Source organism: Duganella sp. S19_KUP01_CR8 (genome assembly GCF_036688705.1).
In the GTDB taxonomy this organism is placed as follows: domain Bacteria; phylum Pseudomonadota; class Gammaproteobacteria; order Burkholderiales; family Burkholderiaceae_D; genus Rugamonas.
Map to the genome: position 1 here is coordinate 15347 of NZ_JAQQPR010000006.1, position 23538 is coordinate 38884.

The 23538-nt window shown below is 66.0% G+C and carries 23 protein-coding genes; 15 read left to right on the forward strand and 8 right to left on the reverse strand.

The genetic code is table 11. The features are described from left to right. Nucleotides 1–10: 10 nt before the first annotated feature. On the reverse strand, nucleotides 11–796 hold the full coding sequence (locus V6M89_RS07655; protein ID WP_332852634.1) for a DUF2491 family protein: 786 nt from the start codon (nucleotides 794–796) through the stop codon (nucleotides 11–13). A gap of 1 nt (nucleotide 797) precedes the next feature. After that, nucleotides 798–1598, reverse strand: coding sequence for a hypothetical protein (locus tag V6M89_RS07660; protein ID WP_332852635.1), 801 nt, complete (start codon nucleotides 1596–1598; stop codon nucleotides 798–800). An 86-nt stretch (nucleotides 1599–1684) separates the two neighbouring features. On the opposite strand from V6M89_RS07660, the gene V6M89_RS07665 reads away from it, so the two are divergent. Beyond that, nucleotides 1685–2170, forward strand: coding sequence for a phage regulatory CII family protein (locus tag V6M89_RS07665; protein ID WP_332852636.1), 486 nt, complete (start codon nucleotides 1685–1687; stop codon nucleotides 2168–2170). Nucleotides 2171–2433: 263 nt separating this feature from the next. Here V6M89_RS07665 and V6M89_RS07670 read toward each other — a convergent pair whose 3' ends face one another. Both V6M89_RS07670 and V6M89_RS07675 read right to left on the reverse strand, forming a co-directional pair. Further along, nucleotides 2434–4419: a DUF6600 domain-containing protein gene (locus tag V6M89_RS07670; RefSeq protein WP_332852637.1), complete on the reverse strand. Its 1986-nt coding sequence runs from the start codon at nucleotides 4417–4419 to the stop codon at nucleotides 2434–2436. A gap of 88 nt (nucleotides 4420–4507) precedes the next feature. Then, nucleotides 4508–5149, reverse strand: coding sequence for a LysE family transporter (locus tag V6M89_RS07675; RefSeq protein WP_332852638.1), 642 nt, complete (start codon nucleotides 5147–5149; stop codon nucleotides 4508–4510). Between the two features lie 149 nt (nucleotides 5150–5298). On the opposite strand from V6M89_RS07675, the gene V6M89_RS07680 reads away from it, so the two are divergent. Both V6M89_RS07680 and V6M89_RS07685 read left to right on the forward strand, forming a co-directional pair. Further along, a complete protein-coding gene (locus V6M89_RS07680) occupies nucleotides 5299–6237 on the forward strand; it encodes a DUF808 domain-containing protein (RefSeq protein ID WP_332852639.1) in 939 nt (312 codons plus the stop codon). A 58-nt stretch (nucleotides 6238–6295) separates the two neighbouring features. After that, entirely contained in the window at nucleotides 6296–8374 is a 2079-nt protein-coding gene (locus V6M89_RS07685) for an EAL domain-containing protein (protein ID WP_332852640.1), read from the forward strand. 4 nt (nucleotides 8375–8378) lie between these two features. On the opposite strand, the gene V6M89_RS07690 is transcribed toward V6M89_RS07685, so the two are convergent. Continuing rightward, complete coding sequence (locus V6M89_RS07690) at nucleotides 8379–9164, reverse strand: glutamate racemase (RefSeq protein ID WP_332852641.1); 786 nt, start codon at nucleotides 9162–9164, stop codon at nucleotides 8379–8381. A 119-nt stretch (nucleotides 9165–9283) separates the two neighbouring features. Between V6M89_RS07690 and V6M89_RS07695 the strand changes: the two genes are divergently transcribed. From V6M89_RS07695 to V6M89_RS07745, 11 genes are all read left to right on the forward strand, one after another. Next, nucleotides 9284–10915, forward strand: a complete 1632-nt coding sequence (locus tag V6M89_RS07695; RefSeq protein ID WP_332852642.1) for a methyl-accepting chemotaxis protein — start codon at nucleotides 9284–9286, stop codon at nucleotides 10913–10915. A 2-nt stretch (nucleotides 10916–10917) separates the two neighbouring features. Further along, nucleotides 10918–12351, forward strand: coding sequence for an oxygen-independent coproporphyrinogen III oxidase (gene hemN, locus V6M89_RS07700; RefSeq protein ID WP_332852643.1), 1434 nt, complete (start codon nucleotides 10918–10920; stop codon nucleotides 12349–12351). Continuing rightward, nucleotides 12348–13106 carry a sulfite exporter TauE/SafE family protein gene (locus V6M89_RS07705; RefSeq protein WP_332852644.1) on the forward strand — a complete coding sequence of 253 codons (759 nt, stop codon included), beginning with the start codon at nucleotides 12348–12350 and terminating at the stop codon, nucleotides 13104–13106. Before hemN ends, V6M89_RS07705 begins: the two co-directional genes overlap by 4 nt. Further along, on the forward strand, nucleotides 13085–15562 hold the full coding sequence (locus tag V6M89_RS07710) for a heavy metal translocating P-type ATPase (protein WP_332852645.1): 2478 nt from the start codon (nucleotides 13085–13087) through the stop codon (nucleotides 15560–15562). The genes V6M89_RS07705 and V6M89_RS07710 overlap by 22 nt, the downstream gene beginning before the upstream one ends. After that, nucleotides 15562–15717, forward strand: a complete 156-nt coding sequence (gene ccoS / locus V6M89_RS07715; RefSeq protein WP_116991442.1) for a cbb3-type cytochrome oxidase assembly protein CcoS — start codon at nucleotides 15562–15564, stop codon at nucleotides 15715–15717. Before V6M89_RS07710 ends, ccoS begins: the two co-directional genes overlap by 1 nt. 97 nt (nucleotides 15718–15814) lie before the next feature. After that, nucleotides 15815–17242: a cytochrome-c oxidase, cbb3-type subunit I gene (gene ccoN, locus V6M89_RS07720; RefSeq protein WP_332852646.1), complete on the forward strand. Its 1428-nt coding sequence runs from the start codon at nucleotides 15815–15817 to the stop codon at nucleotides 17240–17242. A gap of 14 nt (nucleotides 17243–17256) precedes the next feature. Next, nucleotides 17257–17871 (forward strand): cytochrome-c oxidase, cbb3-type subunit II, encoded by a 615-nt coding sequence (gene ccoO / locus V6M89_RS07725; RefSeq protein ID WP_217941499.1) that lies wholly within the window; start codon nucleotides 17257–17259, stop codon nucleotides 17869–17871. Nucleotide 17872: 1 nt separating this feature from the next. Next, nucleotides 17873–18037, forward strand: coding sequence for a cbb3-type cytochrome oxidase subunit 3 (locus V6M89_RS07730; RefSeq protein WP_332852647.1), 165 nt, complete (start codon nucleotides 17873–17875; stop codon nucleotides 18035–18037). Further along, entirely contained in the window at nucleotides 18030–18962 is a 933-nt protein-coding gene (ccoP, locus tag V6M89_RS07735; RefSeq protein ID WP_332852648.1) for a cytochrome-c oxidase, cbb3-type subunit III, read from the forward strand. The genes V6M89_RS07730 and ccoP overlap by 8 nt, the downstream gene beginning before the upstream one ends. Beyond that, entirely contained in the window at nucleotides 18959–20344 is a 1386-nt protein-coding gene (gene ccoG / locus V6M89_RS07740) for a cytochrome c oxidase accessory protein CcoG (protein WP_332852649.1), read from the forward strand. The genes ccoP and ccoG overlap by 4 nt, the downstream gene beginning before the upstream one ends. Nucleotides 20345–20354: 10 nt before the next feature. Then, entirely contained in the window at nucleotides 20355–20888 is a 534-nt protein-coding gene (locus V6M89_RS07745) for a FixH family protein (protein ID WP_332852650.1), read from the forward strand. A gap of 98 nt (nucleotides 20889–20986) precedes the next feature. Here the strand turns inward: V6M89_RS07745 and fnr are convergent, their stop codons facing one another. The 3 genes from fnr to V6M89_RS07760 are packed head-to-tail and all read right to left on the reverse strand — an operon-like array spanning nucleotide 20987 to nucleotide 22537. After that, nucleotides 20987–21745, reverse strand: coding sequence for a fumarate/nitrate reduction transcriptional regulator Fnr (gene fnr / locus V6M89_RS07750; protein ID WP_332852651.1), 759 nt, complete (start codon nucleotides 21743–21745; stop codon nucleotides 20987–20989). 46 nt (nucleotides 21746–21791) lie between these two features. Then, the gene (locus tag V6M89_RS07755) at nucleotides 21792–22310 is read right to left on the reverse strand and encodes an RNA polymerase sigma factor (RefSeq protein ID WP_332852652.1); all 519 of its coding nucleotides are present in this window, start codon (nucleotides 22308–22310) and stop codon (nucleotides 21792–21794) included. Continuing rightward, on the reverse strand, nucleotides 22307–22537 hold the full coding sequence (locus V6M89_RS07760; RefSeq protein ID WP_332852653.1) for a YgaP family membrane protein: 231 nt from the start codon (nucleotides 22535–22537) through the stop codon (nucleotides 22307–22309). The genes V6M89_RS07755 and V6M89_RS07760 overlap by 4 nt, the downstream gene beginning before the upstream one ends. A 199-nt stretch (nucleotides 22538–22736) precedes the next feature. Here V6M89_RS07760 and V6M89_RS07765 point away from each other — a divergent pair, with 199 nt between their 5' ends. Beyond that, nucleotides 22737–23483, forward strand: coding sequence for an alpha/beta fold hydrolase (locus tag V6M89_RS07765; protein WP_332852654.1), 747 nt, complete (start codon nucleotides 22737–22739; stop codon nucleotides 23481–23483). Nucleotides 23484–23538 lie beyond the last annotated feature (55 nt).

Sequence of the window (23538 nt, forward strand, 5' to 3'; positions counted from 1 at the left end):
AAGTTGCGCGTCATTGAATAACGACGCGTTGCTGCTCAACCGGGATACCAATGACGAAGTCGACATGGATCCCGCGTTTTGATGCATCGCCGTTCACGCTGTTGATGATTTCAGTCGTGATCAGCAAATATTCGTTGCCGCCGCTGCGCAGCTGGCGCACATACGGCATGAAGTACATTTCCTGGCGCAGGCCGGTGCGGCCGCTGGCGTCGTCCAGCCGGGTCTCGGTGCCGGAGAACGGCGTGACGAACTCGGCGTTCGGGTCGCCGGCGTCGCGCCAGTAGTCGACGCCGTCGCGCTCGCCGAACACCAGGTCGAGATCGGCCTCGTCCAGCCCGACATCGCCCAGCTGCTCGCGCCACAGCGTGTAGCTGCGGTCGCCCAGGCCGGCGCCGGCCAGGCCCATGTAGGCTTCCTGGTCTTCCACCGTTTCCGGGATTACCCGGGCCAGCTGGGTGCAATACATCACTTCGGCCACCTGGCCCTGCGCGTCCTGGTACACCTGCAGGAACTTCTCTTTCGACTCCCGGTCACCGGTGTCCAGGTAATAGCGGTACAGGCCGCCGTTCTGCTTGAGCCGGATCTGCGACACCGCCACGATGCGGTTGTCGCCTTCGTCCGGCAGGGCGATCAGCGAGCCTTCACCGGCGGCGCGCAGCAGCGGCGATTGCTGCAACTGGATCACGCTGCCGATGCGCGCGCCCAGCGGCAAGCCCTGGTCCGTGCGCGGCGCCTCGGCCCCGCCCAGCTTGGCAGCGCCATTGCGCAGGTAGTTGTATGCATCCGACCAGCCCATCTCAATTCCTTTCAAATGAATAATTCGTCGCGTTTCCGGACCGCAGGCGGCGCAGCTTGCGCACCGTGTACACCAGCGCCCACGCCATCACGCTCAGCACGCCCAGCCAGACCAGCCAGCGCGCCACCGTGGCCAGGAAGGACGGCGCAGGGGCTGGCGCTTGGGCGGCCGGGACCGGATCACCCAGTCCCGGCATGCCGTTGACCATGCCGGCCTGGACGGCGGCGTTGTCTGCCGGGGCCGGGGCCGGGCTGCCGGCGGCGGGCGCCGTTGTGGTCGGGTACGACACCGGCTGATGGCTCTGGCTCATCGCCCGTCCCAGCATGAAGCCCAGCACGCCATGCATCAGGCCGTTACTTGGCTGCTGCACGATGACCGGCGCCTGCTGGTACACCGGCGGCGCCTGATACACCGGCGACGGCTGCGACCGCGAAACCGTATCGCTTAGTGGCGGCGGCGGCGGCGTGGTCGGCGCGGCGGCGGCGGCCCGGCGCGCGTCCAGCGTTTTCAGGGCGTTGGCCTGGGCCGCGCTCTGGTCCAGGTCGCGCGAGGCGGCCGAGGTGTTGCGCGGCGTGGCCGAGGCCGGCGAGCCTGGCGCCTTGCCGAAGGCGCCGGGACCGCTCTGGCGATTGGCCGGCGGCGCGACCGGCGAGCTCCGCGTGGAGTTGTTCTTTTGTGAAGAAAATCCACTTTTATACGACGACGATGTGCCAGAATGTGAAGACGGACGCGCCTCCGCCAGCCCATCGGTGCCTAGCGCAAGGCACAGCGTCAGTAACAGCGCAGTATGGAAGGACTTCATGATGTCGTTTCGTAAAGAAGTTGAATGAAAATCAGCATAGCGCCGCGCGTCGGCGACTGCATCGGTAATAAAAGGCTAGCTTCACCATGACACGCAAATATCTGGACATGAATCAACACGACGCGCTCTACAAAGTGGCGCGCAGCTATCCCGGCGGCATCGACGCGCTGGCGCAGGCGATGGGCATCTCGGTCAACGTCCTGCGCAACAAGCTGGCGCCGACCATCGCCTCGCACTACCCTTCGTTCGAGGAAGTCTCGGCGGTGGTGGACCTGTGCCACCAGGCCGGCGTGGCCGACGCCCACCTGCCGCTGCACGCGCTGCTGGTGCGCCACGGCATGGCGGCCTTCGTCGTGCCGTCTCCGGAAAAGATCGGCGACGACGACCTGTCGCAGACCGTGTGCAAGGTGATGAGCCAGGTGGGGGCGGTGGCGGAAGCGGTATCGACCGCGCTGCTGGACGGCAAGGTCACGGCGGCCGAGGCCGACCTGATCGAACGCGAATTCCAGGGCGCGCTGTCGGCGCTGGGCGAATGGCGGGCGCGGCTGCGCCTGAAGGCGGAGCAGGGCTAAGCCGCCGCGCCAAAAAAAAGCCAGCCCGAGGGCTGGCGAAAAACTATTCTCTGATCGGAAATTGGGAAAAATCCGGAAAATAGTTGGGGCAAAGGGGAACAGTCTCGATGGTCCTGCGTGGCGGATGCTGCCATCCTTGTTCTCACGCTTCCCACCGGGTTTATCAATAATGCAACATTATACATTGCAACAGATAAAGTCCATCCGAATGTGATGAACTGCTGTTTTGGCTCCCTGAACGACCTATTTCCCGGATCAGACGGTTACTCGCGGTTTTGATGCCGGCTGTCGCCGCGGTCCTTTCCTTCCTCCTTGCGGCGTTCCTGCTGCTTGTCGCGGCCGCTGTCGCGGTTGTCACGTGGTTGCGGCTGAGCCTGCGGCTGAGGTTGCGGCTGCGGACGTTGCTGGACCTGCTGCTGGATCGGCTGCTGCACCTGCGGCTGGATTTGCGGCTGCGGACGCTGCGGCTGGATCGGCTGCTGTGGTTGTTGCGGCATTTGCGGCTGCACCTGCTGCTGAGGTTGCTGCACCTGATGCCGCTCTTCCTGCTGCCGGTACGGACGGCGATTGTCATCCCTATCGCGCTCGTAGCGCTCACGGTTGGCCGGGAACGGCGTCGGCACGGTGGGCGCCGCCACCGGCGCCGCCGTGATCGGCGGATTGGGTTTCTGGATATTCGGCGTCACCGTGATCGGCGGATTGGCCTGCTGGATCGTCGGCGCCGGCGCCAGCACCGGATTGGCTTGCTGGATATACGGCGTGCCCGGCGTCTGGTTCGGCCGGCCGTGCGTCCGCACATCGATGCGTACATCGCCCGGCTGGATGGTTTGCGGCGGCGCGTCGGGATGGCCGAACTGGCCAGGCGCCAGCGTCGTGGTCTGCGTCCGGCCCGGCAGCACGGACGCCGGCTGCGGCACCGACGGCGCAGTCAACACCCGCGCCGGACGATCCGGGCGGCCATCATGGTCGCGGTCTTGCCAGCCACGGCGGTTGGTGTCCAGCGTGCGCGCGATGGACGGTTGCGGCGGCGCCACCGGCGCGGCGGTCGCCGCCAGACTGGCCGCCGGTATCACCTGCTGGCCACGCGGCACCTGCACGCTGCGGTGACGGCCTTCAAACTGATCGCGCGGCAGCACGGTCAGGCCGTCGCGCCGCTCCACCTGGCCGGGCACGCTTGTGCGCGGCTCGAAAGGCTTGCCGTTGTGGGTCCAGCCCAGGCGCCGCTCGTGATCGGACGACACCCGGTAATTCGGCACGTAACGCTCGCGCGGCGACAGCGGGAACCAGCCCAGGCCGGGACGATGGTCGCGCGAGAAATGCTCGCCGCCGACCCAGCCCACCAGCGCCGGCGCCCACACCGGACGCCCGGCAGGCCGTCCCGGCGCCCAGCACCAGCGGCGGTTGACCATCACCCAGCGCCCGTAGTGCGAGGGTGCATAGCCCCAGGGCGCGTTGTCGACCCAGGTCCAGCCCCACGGCGCCAGCCAGATCCAGCGGCCGTCGCGATAGGGCGCCCAGTCGATCGCCACATTGCGCGGGGTCCACAGCGCGCCGTATTCGACGTTCTCGGTCCAGCTGCCGTTGCGGTCCAGTTCCTCGTAGCCGGTCATGCCGGTGGAAACAAAGCGGCTGCTCACCACGGCCTCGGCGGCGCGGTCGCGCTCGTCGGACCAGACATCGAAGCCGTCGCGCCGGGCCACGCTGGTGCTGACATCCACGCTGCTGACGTCGACATGGCGGCCGGGGCTGACCGTCACCGACGAGCCGGCGCCGTCCACCCGCGCGCTGCCGGCCAGCACGCTGATCTGGCTGGTGTCGGCGACGCGCTCGGCGTCGATCCGCACCAGGCCGGGTTCGAGCAGGGTGATGCGCGCCTGCGGCGTGCTCAATTCAAAATCGCGCAGCAGCTCCGGGCTGCGCACGCGGATGCTGACGCTGCCATAATTCAGGCGCAGGTGCAGCAGGTCGTCGTCCAGGTCGATGATTTCCAGGTCGGAGTCGCCATCCAGCCGCACCGCCGTCGAGCCGACGCGGAATTCGGTGCGGGCGCCGCTGGCCGTGGTCAGGTGGCTGGCGCCGGTGACCGGCCAGTTCAGCGACGCGGCCATGGGCTCGTCGTCGCCGACCAGCGTGACCTGGCCCTGCACTGCGGAAATGCGGCCGACCATGGCGGGCGGGTCCGCCAGTGCGAACGAACTGAAGCCGGCCAGGGCGGCCAGCACGGCGATTTGGATCAACTTGCGACTCATGACGGCGTCTCCTTGTTTATTTATTATTTAACGCTGCGGCAAGGAATTCGACTACCGGGCTTACACCGCGTTACACATCTCAGGCAAATCAGGCACTTGCGCCGCCCCGCTTGACGAAGAACAAGGCCGCGCCGACCGCCATCAGCAAGCCGCCGAACACCCGGTTCTGCTTCTTGACGGCGCCGGCGTCGCGGAAATAGCGCTGCATGGACGAGGCCAGGAAGGCGTAGCTGTGCATTACCACCAGGTCGATGCAGCACATGGTGGCCGCCAGGATCAGCAGTTGCGGCAACAGCGGCGCGCCCTGGGTTATAAACTGCGGCAACACCGCCACCATGAAAATAATGCCCTTGGGATTGGTGGCATTGGTCAGGAAGCCGGTCAGGAAGCGTTTTTTGGCGCTCGGCACCATCACTTCCGCGCGGTCCTGCTCGGCGCTGATGCTGACCTTGGCGCGCCACTGGCTCAGGCCCAGGTAAATCAGGTACAACGCGCCCACCGTCTTGACCACGCTGAACGCCACTTCCGAAGCCAGCAGCAAGGAGCCGACGCCGGCGCCGGCGATGAAGAAAATCATCATCAAGCCGCTCTGCAGGCCGAGGATGGTGGCGGTGGTGCGGCGCACGCCGAACGACAGGCCGTGCGACATCGACAGCACCGCGCCCGAGCCGGGCGAGACGGCGATGATGCAGGCGGCGATGAAAAAGGTGATCCAGGTGGCAAAGCTCATGATTATCCCGTGCGGTCAGCCGCAGCACCGTGCTGCGGGGCAGAATACATTGTAGCGGCGTTGGCGGCTCGCCGCCCGGCCCGTCATCGGTTAATATTGCTTATCAACCAAGGAATCCATATGACCCAACCTCCGCAGGAGCACCGCTAATGGCCGGTACCAGTCTGCTGGCGCTGATCGACGACATCGCCACCATCCTCGACGACGTCGCCCTGATGAGCAAGATGGCGGCCAAGAAAACCGCCGGCGTGCTCGGCGACGACCTGGCCCTGAACGCCCAGCAAGTGGCCGGCGTGCGCGCCGACCGCGAACTGCCGGTGGTGTGGGCGGTGGCGGTCGGCTCGCTGAAAAACAAGGCCATCCTGGTGCCGGCCGCGCTGGCGATCAGCGCTTTCGCGCCGTGGGGCATCACGCCGCTGCTGATGATCGGCGGCCTGTACCTGTGCTTCGAAGGCTTCGAGAAAATCGCCCACAACGTGCTGCACAAGGGCGAGGAAGACCAGCACCTGGGCGAACTGGCCGACGCCGTCAGCGATCCCGACGTCGACCTGGTGGCGCTGGAAAAGGACAAGATCCAGGGCGCGATCCGCACCGACTTCATCCTCTCGGCCGAGATCATCGTCATCGCGCTGGGCACGGTGGCCGAGGCCAGCTTCCTGCAACAGGTGACGGTGGTGGTCGGCATCGCGCTGGTGATGACGGTGGGCGTGTACGGCATCGTGGCCGGCATCGTCAAGATGGACGATGCCGGCCTCTACCTGAGCCAGCGCGGCGGCAGCGCGGTGCGCGCGCTGGGCCGCGTGCTGCTGGCGGCGGCGCCCAAGCTGATGAAGCTGTTGTCGGTGGTGGGCACGGCGGCCATGTTCATGGTCGGCGGCGGCATCCTGACCCACGGCCTGCCCGGCGCCCACGACCTGATCCACCACGCCGCCGAAGCGGTCGCCACGGTGCCGACGGTGGGACCGCTGCTGGCCTGGGCCACGCCGGTCACGCTGGACGCGCTGGCCGGCATCGTCGCCGGCGCGCTGGCGCTGGCGCTGGTGATGCTGGGCGGAAAACTATTAAAACTATTTAAACAGAAAAAATAAGTCGCCCAGCACGGAACTCCCTGCCACCTTTTCGCTCAAACAGCGAAGGAGGACAAGCATGGAACAAATGCAGCGACATCTGCGCATGGCGCTGGACGCCGCGCGCATGATGATCTGGGATTCCGAGCTGTCGGACGGCAAGGTCATCGACAGCTCGGTCAAGTGGTTTGGCGACGGCACCAGTCTGCTGGGCCTGCCGGTCGGCGACCAGACGCAGTCGTTCTCCAATTTTCTGCAATGCGTCCATCCCGAAGACCGCAGCCAGCTGCTCGAGACCATGCAGGACGCGGTCGACCAGGGCACCGGCTATGAAGTCGAGTACCGGGTGCTGTGGCCGGACGGCAGCCGCCACTGGCTGGCCGCCAAGGCCCATGTGTTCTGCGACGAGCAGCAGCGGCCGGTCGGCACGCTGGGCATCGTCTGGGACATCACCGAGCGCAAGGAAAACGAACAGGCCACGTCGCGCCAGCGCGAGCTGGCCGCCGTCACGCTGCGCTCGATCGGCGAGGGCGTGATCACCACCAACGCCGAGGGCGAAACCGACTACCTGAACTACATCGCCGAACAGCTGACCGGCTGGACGCTGGACCAGGCGCGCGGCCTGCACATCGCCGCCACGCTCAAGCTGATCGACGACGCCGGCGCGCCCATCCCGGAACACGTGGCGCTGCAATGCCTGCGGCTCAGGCAGGCGATCGGCATGTCGTCGCAAAACCAGCTGGTCACGCGCGAGGGACGCCACATCGCGGTGGAGGAATCGGCCGCGCCGATCTGGTCCGACAGCGGCGAATTGCTGGGCGCGGTGGTGGTGTTTCGCGACGTCAGCCACGAGCGCAAGCTCAGCAAGCAGCTGTCGTGGAACGCCAGCCACGACACGCTCACCGGCCTGATCAACCGGCGTGAATTCGAAGTGCAGATCGCCGCCGTGCTGCACAACGCCAAGGAGGAAAACCATGTGCACGCGCTGCTGTACATGGACCTGGACCAGTTCAAGATCGTCAACGACACCTGCGGCCACACCGCCGGCGACCTGCTACTGCAACTGCTGGCCAAGATGCTGCAAACGCAGATGCGCGACAGCGACATCCTGGCCCGCCTCGGCGGCGACGAACTGGGCGTGCTGCTGCCGCACTGCCCGCCCGACCAGGCGCTGCTGATCGCCGACCAGCTGCGCCAATCGATCAAGAACTTCCGCTTCGTGTGGGACCACCACACCTTCGAGCTGGGCGTCAGCATCGGTCTGGTCGAAATCAACCACCACAGCAAGTCCATGACCGAGCTGCTGATCGCCGCCGACCAGGCCTGCTACCTGGCCAAGGAGCGCGGCCGCAACCGCGTGCACCTGTACCAGGACTCGGACTTGCGGCTGGCCCGCCGCCAGGGCGAGATGCAGTGGGTGTCGCGCCTGAACGAAGCCTTCGAGCACCAGTACTTCCGGCTGTACGCCCAGCCCATCGTCGGCCTCGGCCAGCATCAAGAGACGCACGACGAAGTGCTGATCCGCATCCAGCCCGCCAGGGGCGAGCTGATCCTGCCGGGCGCCTTCATCCCCGCCGCCGAGCGCTACGACATGATGACGGCGATCGACCGCTGGGTGATACGCGCCGTCTGCCGCTACGTGCAACGCACGCGCAGCAGCGCGGGCGAACAGCCGCCGGCGCCGGCCCAGTACTCGGTCAACCTGTCGGGCAGCTCGCTGAGCGACGAGGGTCTGCACGACTACATCATCGAGCAGTTCGCCGAGCACGGCATCGCGCCCGAGCAGATCTGCTTTGAAATCACCGAGACCGCCGTGATCGCCAACCTGATCAAGGCGCAGGATTTCATGGCCGGGCTGAAGGCGCTGGGCTGCCGCTTTTCGCTGGACGACTTCGGCAGCGGCCTGTCCTCGTTCGCCTACCTGAAGGCGCTGCCGGTGGACTTCCTCAAGATCGACGGCGTGTTCATCCGCGACATCGCCAACAACGCCATCAACCGCGCCATGGTCAAGGCCATCAACGAGGTCGGCCACGTGATGGGCATCTGCACCGTGGCTGAATACGTCGAGGACGAGCCGACCCTGGCCGTGGTGCGCGAGCTGGGTCTGGACTATGCCCAGGGCTACGCGGTCGGCACGCTGCGGCCGTTGACGGCCTAGGCGTCTACACCGCCAGCTCGGCCTGCAGTGGCGTGCCCAAAGCGCGCAGCGCGATATTGAAATCATCCAGGCCCAGCTCGGCACTGGCGGTGGCCACGCAGCGCGTGCGGCCGCCACCGGCGCTGGTGTGCGGCGCCAGTTCGGCCAGCACGCTGTCGGCCGGATCGAGGAATTGCACATCCGGCGCGGCCGCCACGAAGAAGGGCTTGAGCCACGGCAGGTGGGTGGACGACATCGTCATCACATCCACCTGCGGATGGGCGGCGCGCAGCTCGGCGATGAAACCGCTGATGGTGGCCTGGGTTTCCTGGAGCCTGTGGACAAAGGCGAAGTTTTCCACAAGCTCCACCAGCGCCGAGGCGTTCACCAGCAGCACCTCGCCATCGCCGCGATGGGCGTCCGCATAGGCCTGCATGGCGGCGCTCTCCACCATCGAACGCACGCCCAGCACCGCCACCCGGCCGCTGGCCGAGCGCCGCACCGCCTCCGCCACCGGCGGGAAGATGCCAATCACCGGCACCGACACCGCCGCCCGCAACGGCTCCAGCACCACCACGCTGGGCGCGTTGGACGCCAGCACCACCGCCACGCAACCCTGCGCCTGCAAATATTCGGTAGCACTTTGCACCACGTTCAGCAACTGCTGCGGCGTTTTCGCGCCGTAGGGGAAACTGGCGCGGTCGGCGAAATACACGATGTCCTGCGCCGGGAAGGCCGCCCGCACGCGTTCGACGATGGCGTAGCTGCCGATGCCGGCGTCAAAAATTCCTATAGGGCGTTGCAGTTCCATGATTTCCTTTGCTATCCCAATCTGGGGAATTTTGATCCACATCAATAAAATTGCGCGTCGGACTACGTAAACTGGTCGGGTCAATTGCGATAGAGCAATAATTCGATCGGAGTCCCAACATGCGCAACAACCAGCCCGTCAGCAACCGTGAAGTGGAAGTCCTGGACGACCAGGCCATCGTCTCAAAAACTGACTTAAATGGCAATATTGTCTATGTAAATCCCTACTTCACGCAAATCAGCGGATTCAGCGAGGCGGAGCTGCTGGGCGCGCCGCAAAACATCGTGCGCCATCCCGACATGCCGACCGAAGCCTTCGCCGACCTGTGGGACTCGATCAAGGGCGGCACGCCGTGGACCGGCATCGTCAAGAACCGCTGCAAAAACGGCGACTACTACTGGGTGCGCGCCAACGTCACGCCGATCCGCGAAAGCGGCAAGACCACCGGCTATATGTCGGTGCGGGTCAAGCCCGAGCGCGGCCAAATCGAAAAAGCCGAACAGGCCTACCGCGCCATCCGCGAAGGCGGCAAGCACGGCATCCGCATCAAGAACGGCCAGCTGATCCGCTCCGGCGCCGGCACGCTATTGTCGCGCCTGGGCCATGTGTCGCTGGCGATGCGCATCTGGCTGGCCACCAGCGTGGTCAACGTGCTGCAAGTGATCGTCTGCGCGGCCGCGCTGATGGGCGGCGGCGGCAACAGCTACGGCATCTTCGGCGCCACCTTCGTCGGCCTGCTGATCAACGTCTTCCTGTGGTACACCATGCGTTCCTCGGTGCTGCAACCGCTGGAGCGCGCACTGCACGGCGCCCGCGCCATCGCCGCCGGCGACCTGTCCTGCTCGTTCGAGACCGAGTCCACCGACGAAGTGGGCCAGCTGCTGCGCGCCCTGCAGCAAATGAACAGCAACCTGATCGCCACCATCCGCGACGTCCGCAACAACGTCGAGACCATGGCCGTGGCCACCCGCCAGATCGCCGCCGGCAATGCCGACCTGTCCGGCCGCACCGAGGCGCAGGCCGCCAGCCTGGAGGAGACCGCCTCCAGCGTCGAGCAGTTCTCGGCCACCGTCAAGCAGAACGCCGACAACTCGGCGCAGGCCAACCAGCTGGCGCAGAACGCCTCCAACGTCGCGGTGCAGGGCGGCGAGATCGTCGCCGACGTCATCGCCACCATGGACGAGATCAACAGCTCCTCGCGCAAGATCGTCGACATCATCGGCCTGATCGAAGGGATCGCCTTCCAGACCAACATCCTGGCGCTGAACGCGGCGGTCGAAGCGGCCCGCGCCGGCGAGCAGGGACGCGGTTTCGCGGTGGTCGCCGGCGAGGTGCGCAACCTGGCCCAGCGCAGCGCCACCGCCGCCAAGGACATCAAGAACCTGATCAACGTTTCGGTCGGCAAGGTCAGCGACGGCATGGTGCAGGTCGACCGCGCCGGCGCCACCATGAAGGAAGTGGTGGCCTCGGTGCAGCAGGTGACGGCCATCATGCACGATATCTCGGTGGCCTCGCACGAGCAGAGCATCGGCGTCGACCAGGTCAACGCCGCCATCGCCCACATGGACCAGGTCACGCAGCAGAATGCCGCGCTGGTCGAGGAAGCGGCCGCCGCCACCGCCAGCCTGGCGCTGGAGGCGGGCGGCCTGACGCAGGCGGTCAGCCTGTTCAAATTCGGCAGCACCCGCAAGGTGCGCGCGCTGCGCGCGCCGGCCCGTCAACCCCAAACCATGAAACGCCTCGCGGCCTGACAATGAATACCACTGAGAACCACACCGGCGGCGCATTCCCCAACGTCGAATTCGACGCCGCCATCATCGGCAAGCTGAGCCAATCCGGCCCGCGCTACACCTCGTACCCAACGGCCGACCGCTTCCAGCAAGACTTCGGCTACGGCCAGTTCCTGGAGGCGGTGGCAGGCTTGCGCATGCGCCGCAGCCGGCGGCCCTTGTCCTTGTACATCCACATCCCGTTCTGCGACACCATCTGCTACTACTGCGGCTGCAACAAGATCGTCACCAAGGACCACGGCAAGGCCGCCACCTACCTCGGCTACCTGAAGCAGGAAATCGACATGCAGGGCCGCCTGTTCGCCGGCATGGGCCAGATCGAACAGTTGCACTTCGGCGGCGGCACGCCAACCTACCTGAGCGACCGCCAGATGGGCGACCTGATGGCGCACTTGCACGCCAACTTCCAGTTCGCGCCGGACGCCCAGGGCGAGTATTCGATCGAGATCGATCCGCGCACCGTCAGCGTCGAACGGGTGCATTCGCTGCGCGCGCAGGGCTTCAACCGCATCAGCCTGGGCGTGCAGGATTTCGATCCGGAGGTGCAGAAGGCCGTCAACCGCATCCAGCCGGAGGCGGAAACCCGTGCCGTGATGGACGCCGCGCGCGATGCCGGCTTCCGCTCCATCAGCATCGACCTGATCTACGGCCTGCCGAAGCAAAGCATGGCCAGCATGGAGCAAACGCTGGACAAGGTGATCGCCGCCGATCCCGACCGCATCGCGCTGTACAACTACGCGCACATGCCGCACCTGTTCAAGCCGCAGCGCCGCATTGCCGACGCCGACCTGCCGACGCCGGCCGTCAAGCTGGACTTGCTGGCCTTGTGCATCCGCCGCTTGTGCGCGGCCGGCTACGTCTACATCGGCATGGACCATTTCGCCAAGCCGGAAGACGAGCTGGCGGTGGCGCAGCGCCAGGGCCGTTTGCAGCGCAACTTCCAGGGCTATTCGACGCGCGCCGAGGCCGAGCTGATTTCCTGCGGCGTGTCGGCCATCAGCGCGGTCGGCGCCACCTACAGCCAGAACGAGAAAACGCTGGAGGCGTACTACGAAAAACTCGACGAAGGCAAGCTGCCGGTCACGCGCGGCATCAAGCTCGATACCGACGACCTGCTGCGCCGCATCGTGATCCAGAAGCTGATGTGCAATTTCGAACTGTCGATCGCCTCGATCGAGCAGGCTTACCCGATCCGCTTCCCGCAGTACTTCGCCGCCGAGCTGGAAAAATTGAAAGCCTTCGAGGACGACGGCCTGGTGGAGATCGACCCGGAATGGATTTCCGTGACGCCGAAAGGCCGCCTGCTGATACGCAATATCTGCATGGTGTTCGACCGCTACCTGAGCCTGCCGCGCGCCGACGGCCCGCAGCCGCTGCGCTATTCGAAAACGATATGAACGCCTTGCAGTTATTGCCGGTGATGGTGGTGGGGCTGGCAGGCAGCGTCCACTGCATCGGCATGTGCGGCGGCATCGTCGGCGCGCTGTCGGTGAGCACAGCGCCACCGCTGCGCAATGTGATACCGATCGCCGCCGTCCGCGGCAGCGCCTTGCCGCGCGTGCTGTCGTACAACGCCGGCCGCATCGCCAGCTACATGGCGGCCGGCGCGCTGGCGGGCGGCCTGGCCGGCGGTGCGCGCAGCATCGCCTCGCTGGCGGGCCTGCAACTGGGCTTCTATTGGCTGGCCAACCTGATGTTGGTGGCGCTGGGCCTGTACCTGATGGACGCCTGGCGTGGCCTGGCCTTGCTGGAGCAGGGCGGGCGCGTGCTGTGGCAGCGTGCGCAGCCGGTGATCGCGCCGATGATGAAATCGCTGATGCCGGCCAACCGTCCGCACCAGGCTTTCGCGCTGGGCCTGCTGTGGGGCTGGCTGCCGTGCGGCATGGTCTACAGCGTGCTGCTGACCGCGATGCTGAGCGGCTCGGCCAGCGACGGCGCCGCCGTCATGCTGGCCTTCGGCCTGGGCACGCTGCCGATGCTGACAGGCCTCGGACTGCTAGGCGCCCGCCTGCAACGCGCGCTGCAACAACGCCGCGTGCGCATCGCCTGCGGCCTGCTGGTGCTGGCCTTTGGCCTGCTGGGCTTGGCGCGCGCGGCCGGCGGCATCGCTCCCGACTGGATGGATACTTTATGCCTGACTCCACATCAATAAGCCGCACATTACTCGCGAGCGACAGCGTCTGCTACCACTGCGGCCTGCCGCTGCCGGCCACCGTCAATCCAGCGTGGACCGTGCACATCGCCGGCGCCGCGCACACCATGTGCTGCCCTGGCTGCGCGGCGGTGGCGCAAACCATTGTCGACCTGGGCCAGGAGTCCTACTACCGCGAACGCTCCGCCTTTGCGGCCAGCGCCGAGGGCGCGGAGATGCTGCCGCCGGAACTGCGCCTGTACGACAACGCCGACCCGCGCTTCGCTCTCGATGAAGACAGCCGCGAAACCACGCTGGCGGTCGAAGGCATCCGCTGCGCCGCCTGCGTGTGGCTGATCGAACAGCGGCTGGCCAAGCTGCCCGGCGTCGACAGCGCCCAGCTCAACGTCGCCACCGAGCGCCTGTACGTGCGCTGGCGCCAGGACGCCTGCCAGCCCGGCGACATCCTGGCCGCGCTGCACGCGATCGGCTATGCCGCTTATCCCTACGACGCCCAGCGCCACGGCGAGCAGCAGCGCAAGGCCGCCAAAACGCTGGGCCGCCAGCTGTTCGTGGCCGGCCTGTCGATGATGCAGGTGATGATGTACGTGGCGCCGGCCTACCTGGCCGAGTCCGGCACGCTGGACGACAGCATGGCCGCGCTGATGCGCTGGGCCAGCCTGTTGCTGACCTTGCCGGCCATCTGCTACTCGGCGCAGCCGTTCTGGCGCGGCGCCTGGGCCAGCCTGCGGGCGCGCGCGCCGGGCATGGACGTGCCGGTGGCGCTGGGCATCGCCGCCGCGTTCGGCGGCAGCGTCGGGGCCACCGTGCGCGGCCAGGGCGAAGTGTATTTCGATTCGGTGACGATGTTCATCTTCCTGCTGCTGTGCAGCCGCTACCTGGAGCTGCGCGCGCGCCGCAAGGCCGGCGCCGCGCTGGAGCGCCTGCAGCACGCGTTGCCGGCCTCGGCCACGCTGCTGGCGGATTACCCGGACAGCCACGCGGCCACCCTGGTCAAGGCCGCCGCGCTGGCGGTGGACGACGTCATCATGATCAAGCCGGGCGAGGCGGTGGCGGCCGACTGCGTCATCGTCGACGGCCGTACCGTGCTCGACCTGTCGCTGCTCAGCGGCGAGAGCGCGCCGGTGGCCAAGGACGTCGGCGACGCGCTGCCGGGCGGCGCCATCAACGCCGGTGCGGTGATCCTGGCGCGCGTGAGCCGGCTGGCGCTGGACAGCACCATGTCCCAGCTGGTCAAGCTGATCGACCGCGCTGGCCGCGACAAGCCGCGCATCGCGCAATGGGCCGACCAGGTGGCCGGCTGGTTCGTGCTGGCGCTGCTGCTGCTGGCGCTGGCCACCTTCGGGTTCTGGTACTGGCTGGACGGCGACAGCGCCGCGCGCGCCTGGCCGATCGCGATCGCTGTGCTGGTGGTGTCCTGCCCGTGCGCGCTGTCGCTGGCCACGCCGACCGCGCTGGCCGCCGCCACCGACCGCCTGCTGCGGCAAGGCGTCCTGATCACCGGCCCGCAAACGCTGGAGACCTTGCACCGCGCCACCCACGTGGTGTTCGACAAGACCGGCACGCTGACCTACGGCCGGCCGATGCTGCAAGAGATCCAGCAACTGGGCTTGATGCAGCCCGACTTCTGCCTGCAGGTGGCGGCCGCGCTGGACGCCGGCAGCGCCCATCCGCTGGCGCGCGCCATCGTCAACGCGGCGGCGGCGGCCCACGACGGCGCGCGCGCCGACTGGCAGCCGGTGGTGGCGGTCGAAGCGCCCGGCCGCGGCATCGAAGGCGTGCTGCACAACCGCCTGTACCGGCTGGGCAATGCCGGCTTCGTGGCCGAACTCAGCGGCACGGCGCCGCCGCACGACGCCGGCAGCGGCGTGACCCCGGTCTACCTCGGCGTCGACGGCCAGTGGCTGGCCTGCTTCCACCTGCTCGACGGCCTGCGGCCGGACGCCCAGGCCACGGTCGATTATTTCCGCCAGGCCGGCAAGACCGTGGTGCTGCTCAGCGGCGACCACGACCGGCTGGCGCGCGAGGTCGGCGACCGGCTCGGCATCCATACCACCATCGGCGGCTACCTGCCCGATGAAAAACTGGCCTTCGTCAAGCGCCTGCAACAGAAGGGCGCGGTGGTGGCGATGGTGGGCGACGGCATCAACGACGCCGCCGTGCTCAGCGCGGCCGACGTCTCGTTCGCGATGGGCGCCGGCGCCGCGCTGGCGCAAGCCCATGCGGACGCGGTGCTGCTGTGCGGCCGCCTGGACGCGGTGGCCGACAGCGCCCGCGTGGCGGCCCGCACCATGCGCGTGATCCGCCAGAACCTGGCCTGGGCCAGCGTCTACAACGCGGTGGCGATCCCGGCGGCGGCGCTGGGCTGGCTCAACCCGTGGCTGTCCGGCGTCGGCATGGCGCTCAGCTCGGCCGTGGTGGTGGCCAACGCGCTGCGCCTCAGAAGGGGAACATGATGGAAGCGCTCTACCTGCTCATTCCGCTCAGCGTGCTGCTGGTGTTCGCCGCACTGTGGATTTTCTTTTCCGCCTCGGACGGCGGCCAGTTCGACGATCTGGTCGGCCCGGCGCTGCGCGTGCTGCAGGACGACGACAAGCCGCCAGTGGAATGAGCTGATCCGGGAAATTTTGATTCACATCAAGGATTTTTGAGTCTCGCAAACGTAACCTTTGATACACATCATCAAAGCGTTCTTGGGAGAACTTCAAGTGGACCTTGCACAGAACTACAACTACAAGATTGTGAAACAATTCGCAATCGCCACCGTGGTCTGGGGTATCGTCGGCATGCTGGTAGGCGTCATCATCGCCGCCCAGCTGGCATGGCCGGCGCTGAACCTGGACATTCCATGGTTGACCTATGGCCGCCTGCGGCCCCTGCATACCAATGCCGTCATCTTTGCGTTCGGCATCAGCGGACTGTTCGCCACCTCGTACTACGTTGTGCAGCGCACCTGCCAGGTGCGGCTGTTCTCGGACAAGCTGGCCGCCTTCACCTTCTGGGGCTGGCAGGCGGTGATCCTCAGCGCCGTCGTCACGCTGCCGATGGGCCTGACGCGCGGCAAGGAATACGCCGAGCTGGAATGGCCGATCGCGCTGCTGATCGCGGTGGTGTGGATCGCCTACGCGGTGGTGTTCTTCGGCACTCTTTTAACGCGCAAGGTCAAGCACGTCTACGTCGCCAACTGGTTCTTCGCCGGCTACATCATCGCCGTCACCATCCTGCACGTGGTCAACGCCGCCGCCATGCCGGCCACGCTGTTCAAATCGTACTCCGCCTATTCGGGCGTGCAGGACGCCATGATCCAGTGGTGGTACGGCCACAACGCGGTCGGCTTCATCCTGACCGCCGGCTACCTGGGCATGGTGTACTACTTCATTCCGAAGCAGGCCGAGCGTCCGGTGTACTCGTACCGCCTGTCGATCGTGCACTTCTGGGCGCTGATCTTCACCTATATGTGGGCCGGCCCGCACCACCTGCACTACACCGCGCTGCCGGACTGGACGCAATCGATCGGCATGGTGTTCTCGCTGATCCTGCTGGCGCCTAGCTGGGGCGGCATGATCAACGGCATCATGACGTTGTCGGGCGCCTGGCACAAGCTGCGCACCGACCCGATTTTGAAATTCATGATCGTCTCGCTGTCGTTCTACGGCATGGCCACCTTCGAAGGCCCGATGATGTCGATCAAGACCGTCAACGCACTGTCGCACTACACCGACTGGGGTATCGCCCACGTCCACGGCGGCGCGCTGGGCTGGGTCGGCTTCATCACCATGGGCTCGATCTACTACCTGCTGCCGCGCCTGGCCGGCCAGCAAAAAATGTATAGCACCAAGCTGATCGACCTGCACTTCTGGGTCGCCACCATCGGCATCGTGCTGTACATCGCCGCGATGTGGATCGCCGGCGTGATGCAGGGCTTGATGTGGCGCGCGGTCAATCCGGACGGCACGCTGACCTACACCTTTGTCGAAGGCGTCAAAGCCACCTATCCGTACTACGTGGTGCGCTTCTTCGGCGGCCTGCTGTACCTGAGCGGCATGTGCGTGATGGGCTACAACACCTGGATGACCTTGCGTAACCGCGAAACCGCCGTGGCGCGCATTCCCGCGCTTGCCGCCGGCCACGCCTGATATCGGAGCTGAGCATGAAATTTTCACATGATTGGATTGAAAGAAACCCCTGGCTGCTGATCGCGCTGGTGACGCTGGTGGTCAGCGTCGGCGGTGCCGTCGAGATCGTGCCGCTGTTCTTCCAGAAGTCCACCACCGAGCCGATCGCCGGCCTGAAACCGTACTCGCCGCTGCGCCTGGCCGGCCGCGACATCTACGTGCGCGAAGGCTGCTACAACTGCCACTCGCAGATGATACGGCCGTTCCGCGCCGAGACTGAACGCTACGGCCACTACTCGGTCGCCGGCGAGTTCGTCTACGACCGGCCGTTCCAGTGGGGCTCCAAGCGCACCGGGCCCGACCTGGCGCGCGTGGGCGGCCGCTACAGCGACGAATGGCACCGCACCCACCTGGCCAATCCGCGCGACGTGGTACCGGAATCGAATATGCCGAACTACCCGTGGCTGGCGCAGACCGCGCTGGCGCCGGAAGGCATCGTGCCGAAGATGAAGGCTCTGAAGCGCCTCGGCGATCCCTACACCGACGCCGAGATCGCCGCCGCCCCGGCCGAGTTGAAAGACAAGACCGAAGAAGACGCCCTGATCGCCTACCTGCAAGGCCTGGGCACATTAATCAAGACGAGGAACTAGCATGGCTATCGAGAACCTGTTTGACCGCGCCAGCAGCGTGATGACGGTGATTTCCTTCATCACTTTCGCCGGCATCCTGTGGTGGGCTTTCATCAGCAACAAGGAAGCCGATTTCGCCGAGGCGGCACAGCTGCCGTTCGACGACGAGGAGAACCGTCATGGCTGATTTCACCAACGGCTTCTGGGACATGTACATCGTGGTGCTGACCCTGCTCGGCATCGCCGGCTGCGGCATCCTGCTGTACTCGCAATCCAAGATCAAGGGCAAGGCCGGCGAAACCACCGGCCACGTCTGGGACGAAGACTTGAGCGAGCTGAACACGCCGATGCCGCGCTGGTGGATGTGGCTGTTCTACATCACCATCGTGTTCGCGCTGGTCTACCTGGTGCTGTATCCGGGCCTGGGCAGCTACGCCGGCAAGCTGGGCTGGAAATCCTCGGGCCAGTACCAGGCCGAGCTGAAGCAGGCCGACACCGACTACGGTCCGCTGTTCGCGCAATACCAGAAGCAGGACCTGAAGGCGGTGGCGGCCGATCCCAAGGCGCACGCCATCGGCGAACGCCTGTTCCTGACCTACTGCGCGCAGTGCCACGGCTCGGACGCGCGCGGCAACAAGGGCTTCCCCAACCTGACCGACAAGGACTGGCTGTTCGGCGGCACTCCCGAGACCATCAAGGAAACCATCCTGCACGGCCGCACCGGCGTGATGCCGGCCATGGGCGCCGCGCTGGGCTCGGACAAGGAAGTGGAGAACGTCGCCCATTACGTGCTGAGCCTGTCCGGCGCGACCGCCGATCCGATCAAGGCGGTGTTCGGCAAGGACAAGTTCGGCGCCTGCATGGCTTGCCACAGCGCCGGCGGCACCGGCAACCAGGCCATCGGCGCGCCCAACCTGACCGACAAGATCTGGCTGTTCGGCGGCAGCGCCGAGACCATCATGGAAACCATCCGCAAGGGTCGCAGCACCACCATGCCGGCGTTCGACGACTTCCTCGGCGACGCCAAGGTGCATGTGCTGGCCGCCTACGTGTGGAGCTTGTCGAACGACGTCAAGCAGGTTGAAACAGCACCGGTCACGGCAGCAAAATGAACGATCCTGCACCACAAGTCATCAAGATGTATGCGGCGCGCGAGGAGATCTATCCGCGTGAAACCTCGGGCCGCTACGCCCGCCTGCGCTGGCTGTGTGTCTGGCTGACGCAACTGGCGTTCTACTGCACCCCGTGGATGCAGTGGAACGGCCGCCAGGCCCTGCTGTTCGACCTGGTGGCGCGCAAGTTCTACATCTTCGGCCTGGTCTTGTGGCCGCAGGACTTCATCTACCTGGCGGCGCTGCTGATCATCTGCGCCTACCTGCTGTTCCTGGCCACCGCGGTGGCCGGGCGGGTGTGGTGCGGCTTCGCCTGCCCGCAAACGGTTTATACCGAAATCTTCCTGTGGATAGAACGCCAGATCGAAGGCAAGCGCAGCGCCCGCATCGCGCTGGACCGGCAGCCGCCGTCGGCCGCCAAGTTTGCCAAAAAGGGCGCCAAGCACCTGGCCTGGGGCACGGTGGCGTTGTGGACCGGCTTCACTTTTGTTGGCTACTTCACGCCGATCAAATTCCTCGGCAACGAGGTGCTGACCTTGAGCTTCGGACCGTGGGAATGGTTCTGGGTGCTGTTCTACAGCCTGGCCACCTACGGCAACGCCGGCTGGCTGCGCGAGCAGGTGTGCAAGTACATGTGCCCGTACGCCCGCTTCCAGAGCTCGATGTTCGACCGCGACACGCTGATCATCACCTACGACACCGAGCGCGGCGAACCGCGCGTGCCGCTGTCGAAGCGCGAGGAAGTCAACGGCGGTTCCTGCATCGATTGCAGCCTGTGCGTGCAGGTCTGCCCGACCGGCATCGACATCCGCAAGGGCCTGCAGTACGAGTGCATCGGCTGCGCCGCCTGCGTCGACGCCTGCAACGGCGTGATGGACAAGATCGGCCAGCCGCACGGCCTGATCCGCTACAGCACCGAGCGCGCGCTGCTGATGCATTACACGCCGACCGAGATCCGCCAGCGCACGCTGCGCCCCCGGGTGAAGATCTACGCCGCCATCCTGGCGCTGATCGTGGTGGCGGTCGGCACGGCGCTGTGGCTGCGCACGCCGCTCAAGCTGGACGTGATCCGCGACCGCGGCGCCATGGGGCGCGAGGTGGAAGAGGGCATGATCGAAAACGTCTACCGCTTGCAGATCATGAACACCACCGAGCAGGCGCACACCTACCGCATCCAGGTCAGCGGCATGGCCACGCTGGCGCAGGTGACGCCCGACCTGGTGCGGCTGGAGGGCACCGAGACCAAGGCTTATCCGATCCGCCTGCGCAGCGCGCACGGCGCCGGCAACCCGGGCTCGAACAAGATCGAGATTGAACTGACCGCAGTCGACCAGCCGTCGCTGCACGTGAAGGAACATGCGGTGTTTTTCGTGCCGCGCTAAGGGGACGCAGATGAGTGTATCGATGATGACGCAGGCGCCGTGGTGGAAGCAGCGCTGGCCGTGGCTGTTGATGCTGGGCCCGGCCGTGGTGGTGGTGGCCGGTACCTACACCGGCTGGCTGGCCTACTCGCGCCAGGACGCGCTGGTGGTGGGCGACTACTACAAGCAGGGCAAGGCCATCAACCAGGACTTGCGGCGCGACCGCCTGGCTTCGTCACTGGGCTTGTCGGCGGAGATAGGCTATGACGCCACGCAGGGCACGCTGAACGGCCAGCTGCGCCGCACCGTCAGCGACCAGGGCAAGACCGAACGGCTGTTCGTGCACCTGTCGCATGCGACGCAGCCGGAAAAGGATATCCAGCTGGTGGTGCAGCCGGATGAGTTCGGCGTATTCCAGATCAACCTGCCGATGCTGGAGCGCAGCCGCTGGGTGGTGCTGGTCGAGGGCGAGAAGCGCGACTGGCGGCTGGCCGGCACTTGGAGCTGGCCGGCGCAACGCCAGGTGACGCTGCAGGCGGACTTGCCCACGCCGGCCGATAATTAGTCATTCCCGCGCAGGCGGGAATCCATACGCCGCATGCGCCGCCAACTCAGCATGGGTTCCGCATCGGCGGACCGCCGCCTGCGCGGGAACGACATGTTTCAGGCGCAGGTCTGGGTGCCGGCGGTGATCGCCTTCAGCGTCGCCGGTTGCAGCAGCTCGATCTCGCGGTTACTCACGCGCAGCAAGCCTTCCTTCTTGAACCTGGACAGCAAGCGGCTGATGCTCTCGATCGTCAGGCCGAGATAGTTGCCGATCTCCTCGCGCGACATGCGCAGCTGGAAGGTGTGCGGCGAATAGCCGCGCGTCTCGTAGCGCGACGACAGGTTGACCAGGAAGGCGGCAAAACGCTGGGTCGCCTGCATATTCCCCAACAACAGCATCACGCTTTGCTCGCGCGTGATTTCCTGGCTCATCATGCGGTGGAAGTGGCGCAGCAAGGTTGGCATATCGGCCAGCAGCTGCTGCAGGCTGTCGAAGGGAATCTCGCACACTTCGCTGTCTTCCAGCGCCACGGCGGTGCAATGGTGCAGGTCGGTGCTGATGGCGTCCATGCCCAGCAATTCGCCGGCCATCTGGAAGCCGGTGATCTGCTCGACGCCGTCGCGGTTGACCTGGTAGGTCTTGAAATGGCCCAGCCGTATCGCAAACAGGCTCTGGAAAGCGTCGCCGACGCGGAACAGCGGGGCGCCGCGCGCCACCTTGCGGCGGCGGCCGATGATCTGGTCCAGCCGGTCCATATCGTTGTTGTCCAGCCCCATCGGCAAGCACAACTGGTGCATGCTGCACGTCGCGCAACTGGCCTTGAGGTTTTCGATGCTGGCGCCGGGCAGGACCAGCGACGGAAGTTCTCGTATCATGGCGCCATTGTAGACCTTTGGCCGTCATTTCCGGCCAATGCCGCAGTTAGCCGATCAGGTATTCGCGCGCCATTTTGCGCGCCCGGTGCAGCCGGCTCTTGACGGCGGCGCTGCTCTGGCCGACGTCGGCGGCGATCTCGGCGATCGACATTTCTGCGAAATCGCGCAACAGCACCACCTGCAGATAATCGGCCGGCAAGGACTCCAGCGCGTTGACCAGTTCCAGCCGCAGGCCGGCCGTGTCCTGGCTGGCCAGCCATTGCTCGGCGCGCTCGTCGTCCCAGGGGTCGTGGCCGAGCGCGGCGCGCCCCAGGCGGTGGCACTCGCGCTTGACGACCTGGAACAGCCAGCCGGAAAACGCCGCCAGCATGCGCACCGACGACAGCCGCCGCGACAGCACCAGCAAGGCCTCCTGCACGGCGTCGTCGACGTCGCCGACCAGGCAGTTGCGCTGGGCGTAGCGGCGGATGTCGGGCTGGCACAGCCGCAGCAGCTGCGCCAGCGCCGCCGGATCGCCGCGATGGGCGGCGTCAAGCACCGGTAAGTGTTGTGTTGCCAGGCTCATAGTCCCCCAGATTGTTTGGCCGCCTGAGCCTTATCGAGCCGGCGGCCGACCAGCGCGCACATCGGGCAAAAGCCGAACAGGCCGGAGGCGACGATGCCCGACGCCGACGCCGCCAGCACCAGCCCCCACAGTCCGCCCAGCATGGCGATGCCGGCCCAGGCCGCGATCACGCCGGCCGCCACGCGCAGCGCGCGTTCCCAGTTCGGTACGTTTTTGACATAAAACATAGTGCACTCCAATTCGTCGCAGAGGAAGTCCCTCGCCAGCTAAGAGGCGGGAAGCGGCCGTTTGGATTCGCGCAGCGGTCGAATTATCACAAATTATTTAAAATATTTATCTTGCACACGATTAAATTGCGAGCTATAGTTCAACACATCAAGTAGCACACTACTTGATCGCTAACTACTCAACCACAAGGACATCATCATGAAACGCACTCTGATCGCTACCGCTCTGCTGGCCTCCGCACTGGGCGCCCACGCCGCCGCCCCTGCTACCGACACCACCGTCGTACTGGTACACGGCGCCTTCGCCGACGGTTCCAGCTGGGACAAGATCATCCCGCTGCTGCAAGCCAAGGGCCTGAAGGTCGTAGCCGTGCAGAACCCGCTGACCTCGCTGGCCGACGACGTCGCCGCGACCCAGCGCGTGGTCGATGCGCAGACCGGCAACGTCGTGCTGGTGGGCCACTCGTGGGGCGGCACCGTCATCACCCAGGCCGGCACCAGCGACAAAATCAAGGCGCTGGTGTATGTGGCGGCGTTCGCGCCGTCCGAAGGCGAAGCCTCGGCCAACCTGGGCAAGGATTACGCCGTGCCACCAGGCATCGCCACCCTGCAGGCCGACGCCGCCGGCTACCTGTGGCTGCCGACCGACTCGGTCGCCAGGAACTTCGCCCAGGACGTGCCGCCGGCCACCGCCGCGCTGATCGCCGCCACCCAGGGCCCGATCAATTCCAAGGCATTCGGCGACGTCACCACCGTGGCGGCCTGGAAAACCAAGCCCAACTACTACATCGCCGCCGCCAACGACCGCATGATCGCGCCGGCGCTGCAACAGGCGTTTGCCAGGAAGCTGAACGCCACCACCGTCACGCTGAAAACCAGCCACGTGCCGATGTTGTCGCAGCCGGCCAAGGTGGCGGAAGTGATCATTGCTGCTGCCCAGCGTTAATCCTGTTGCCAAGGCCGGGCTTTGATAGGAGAATTTGCTGTCTATTTGGCATTTC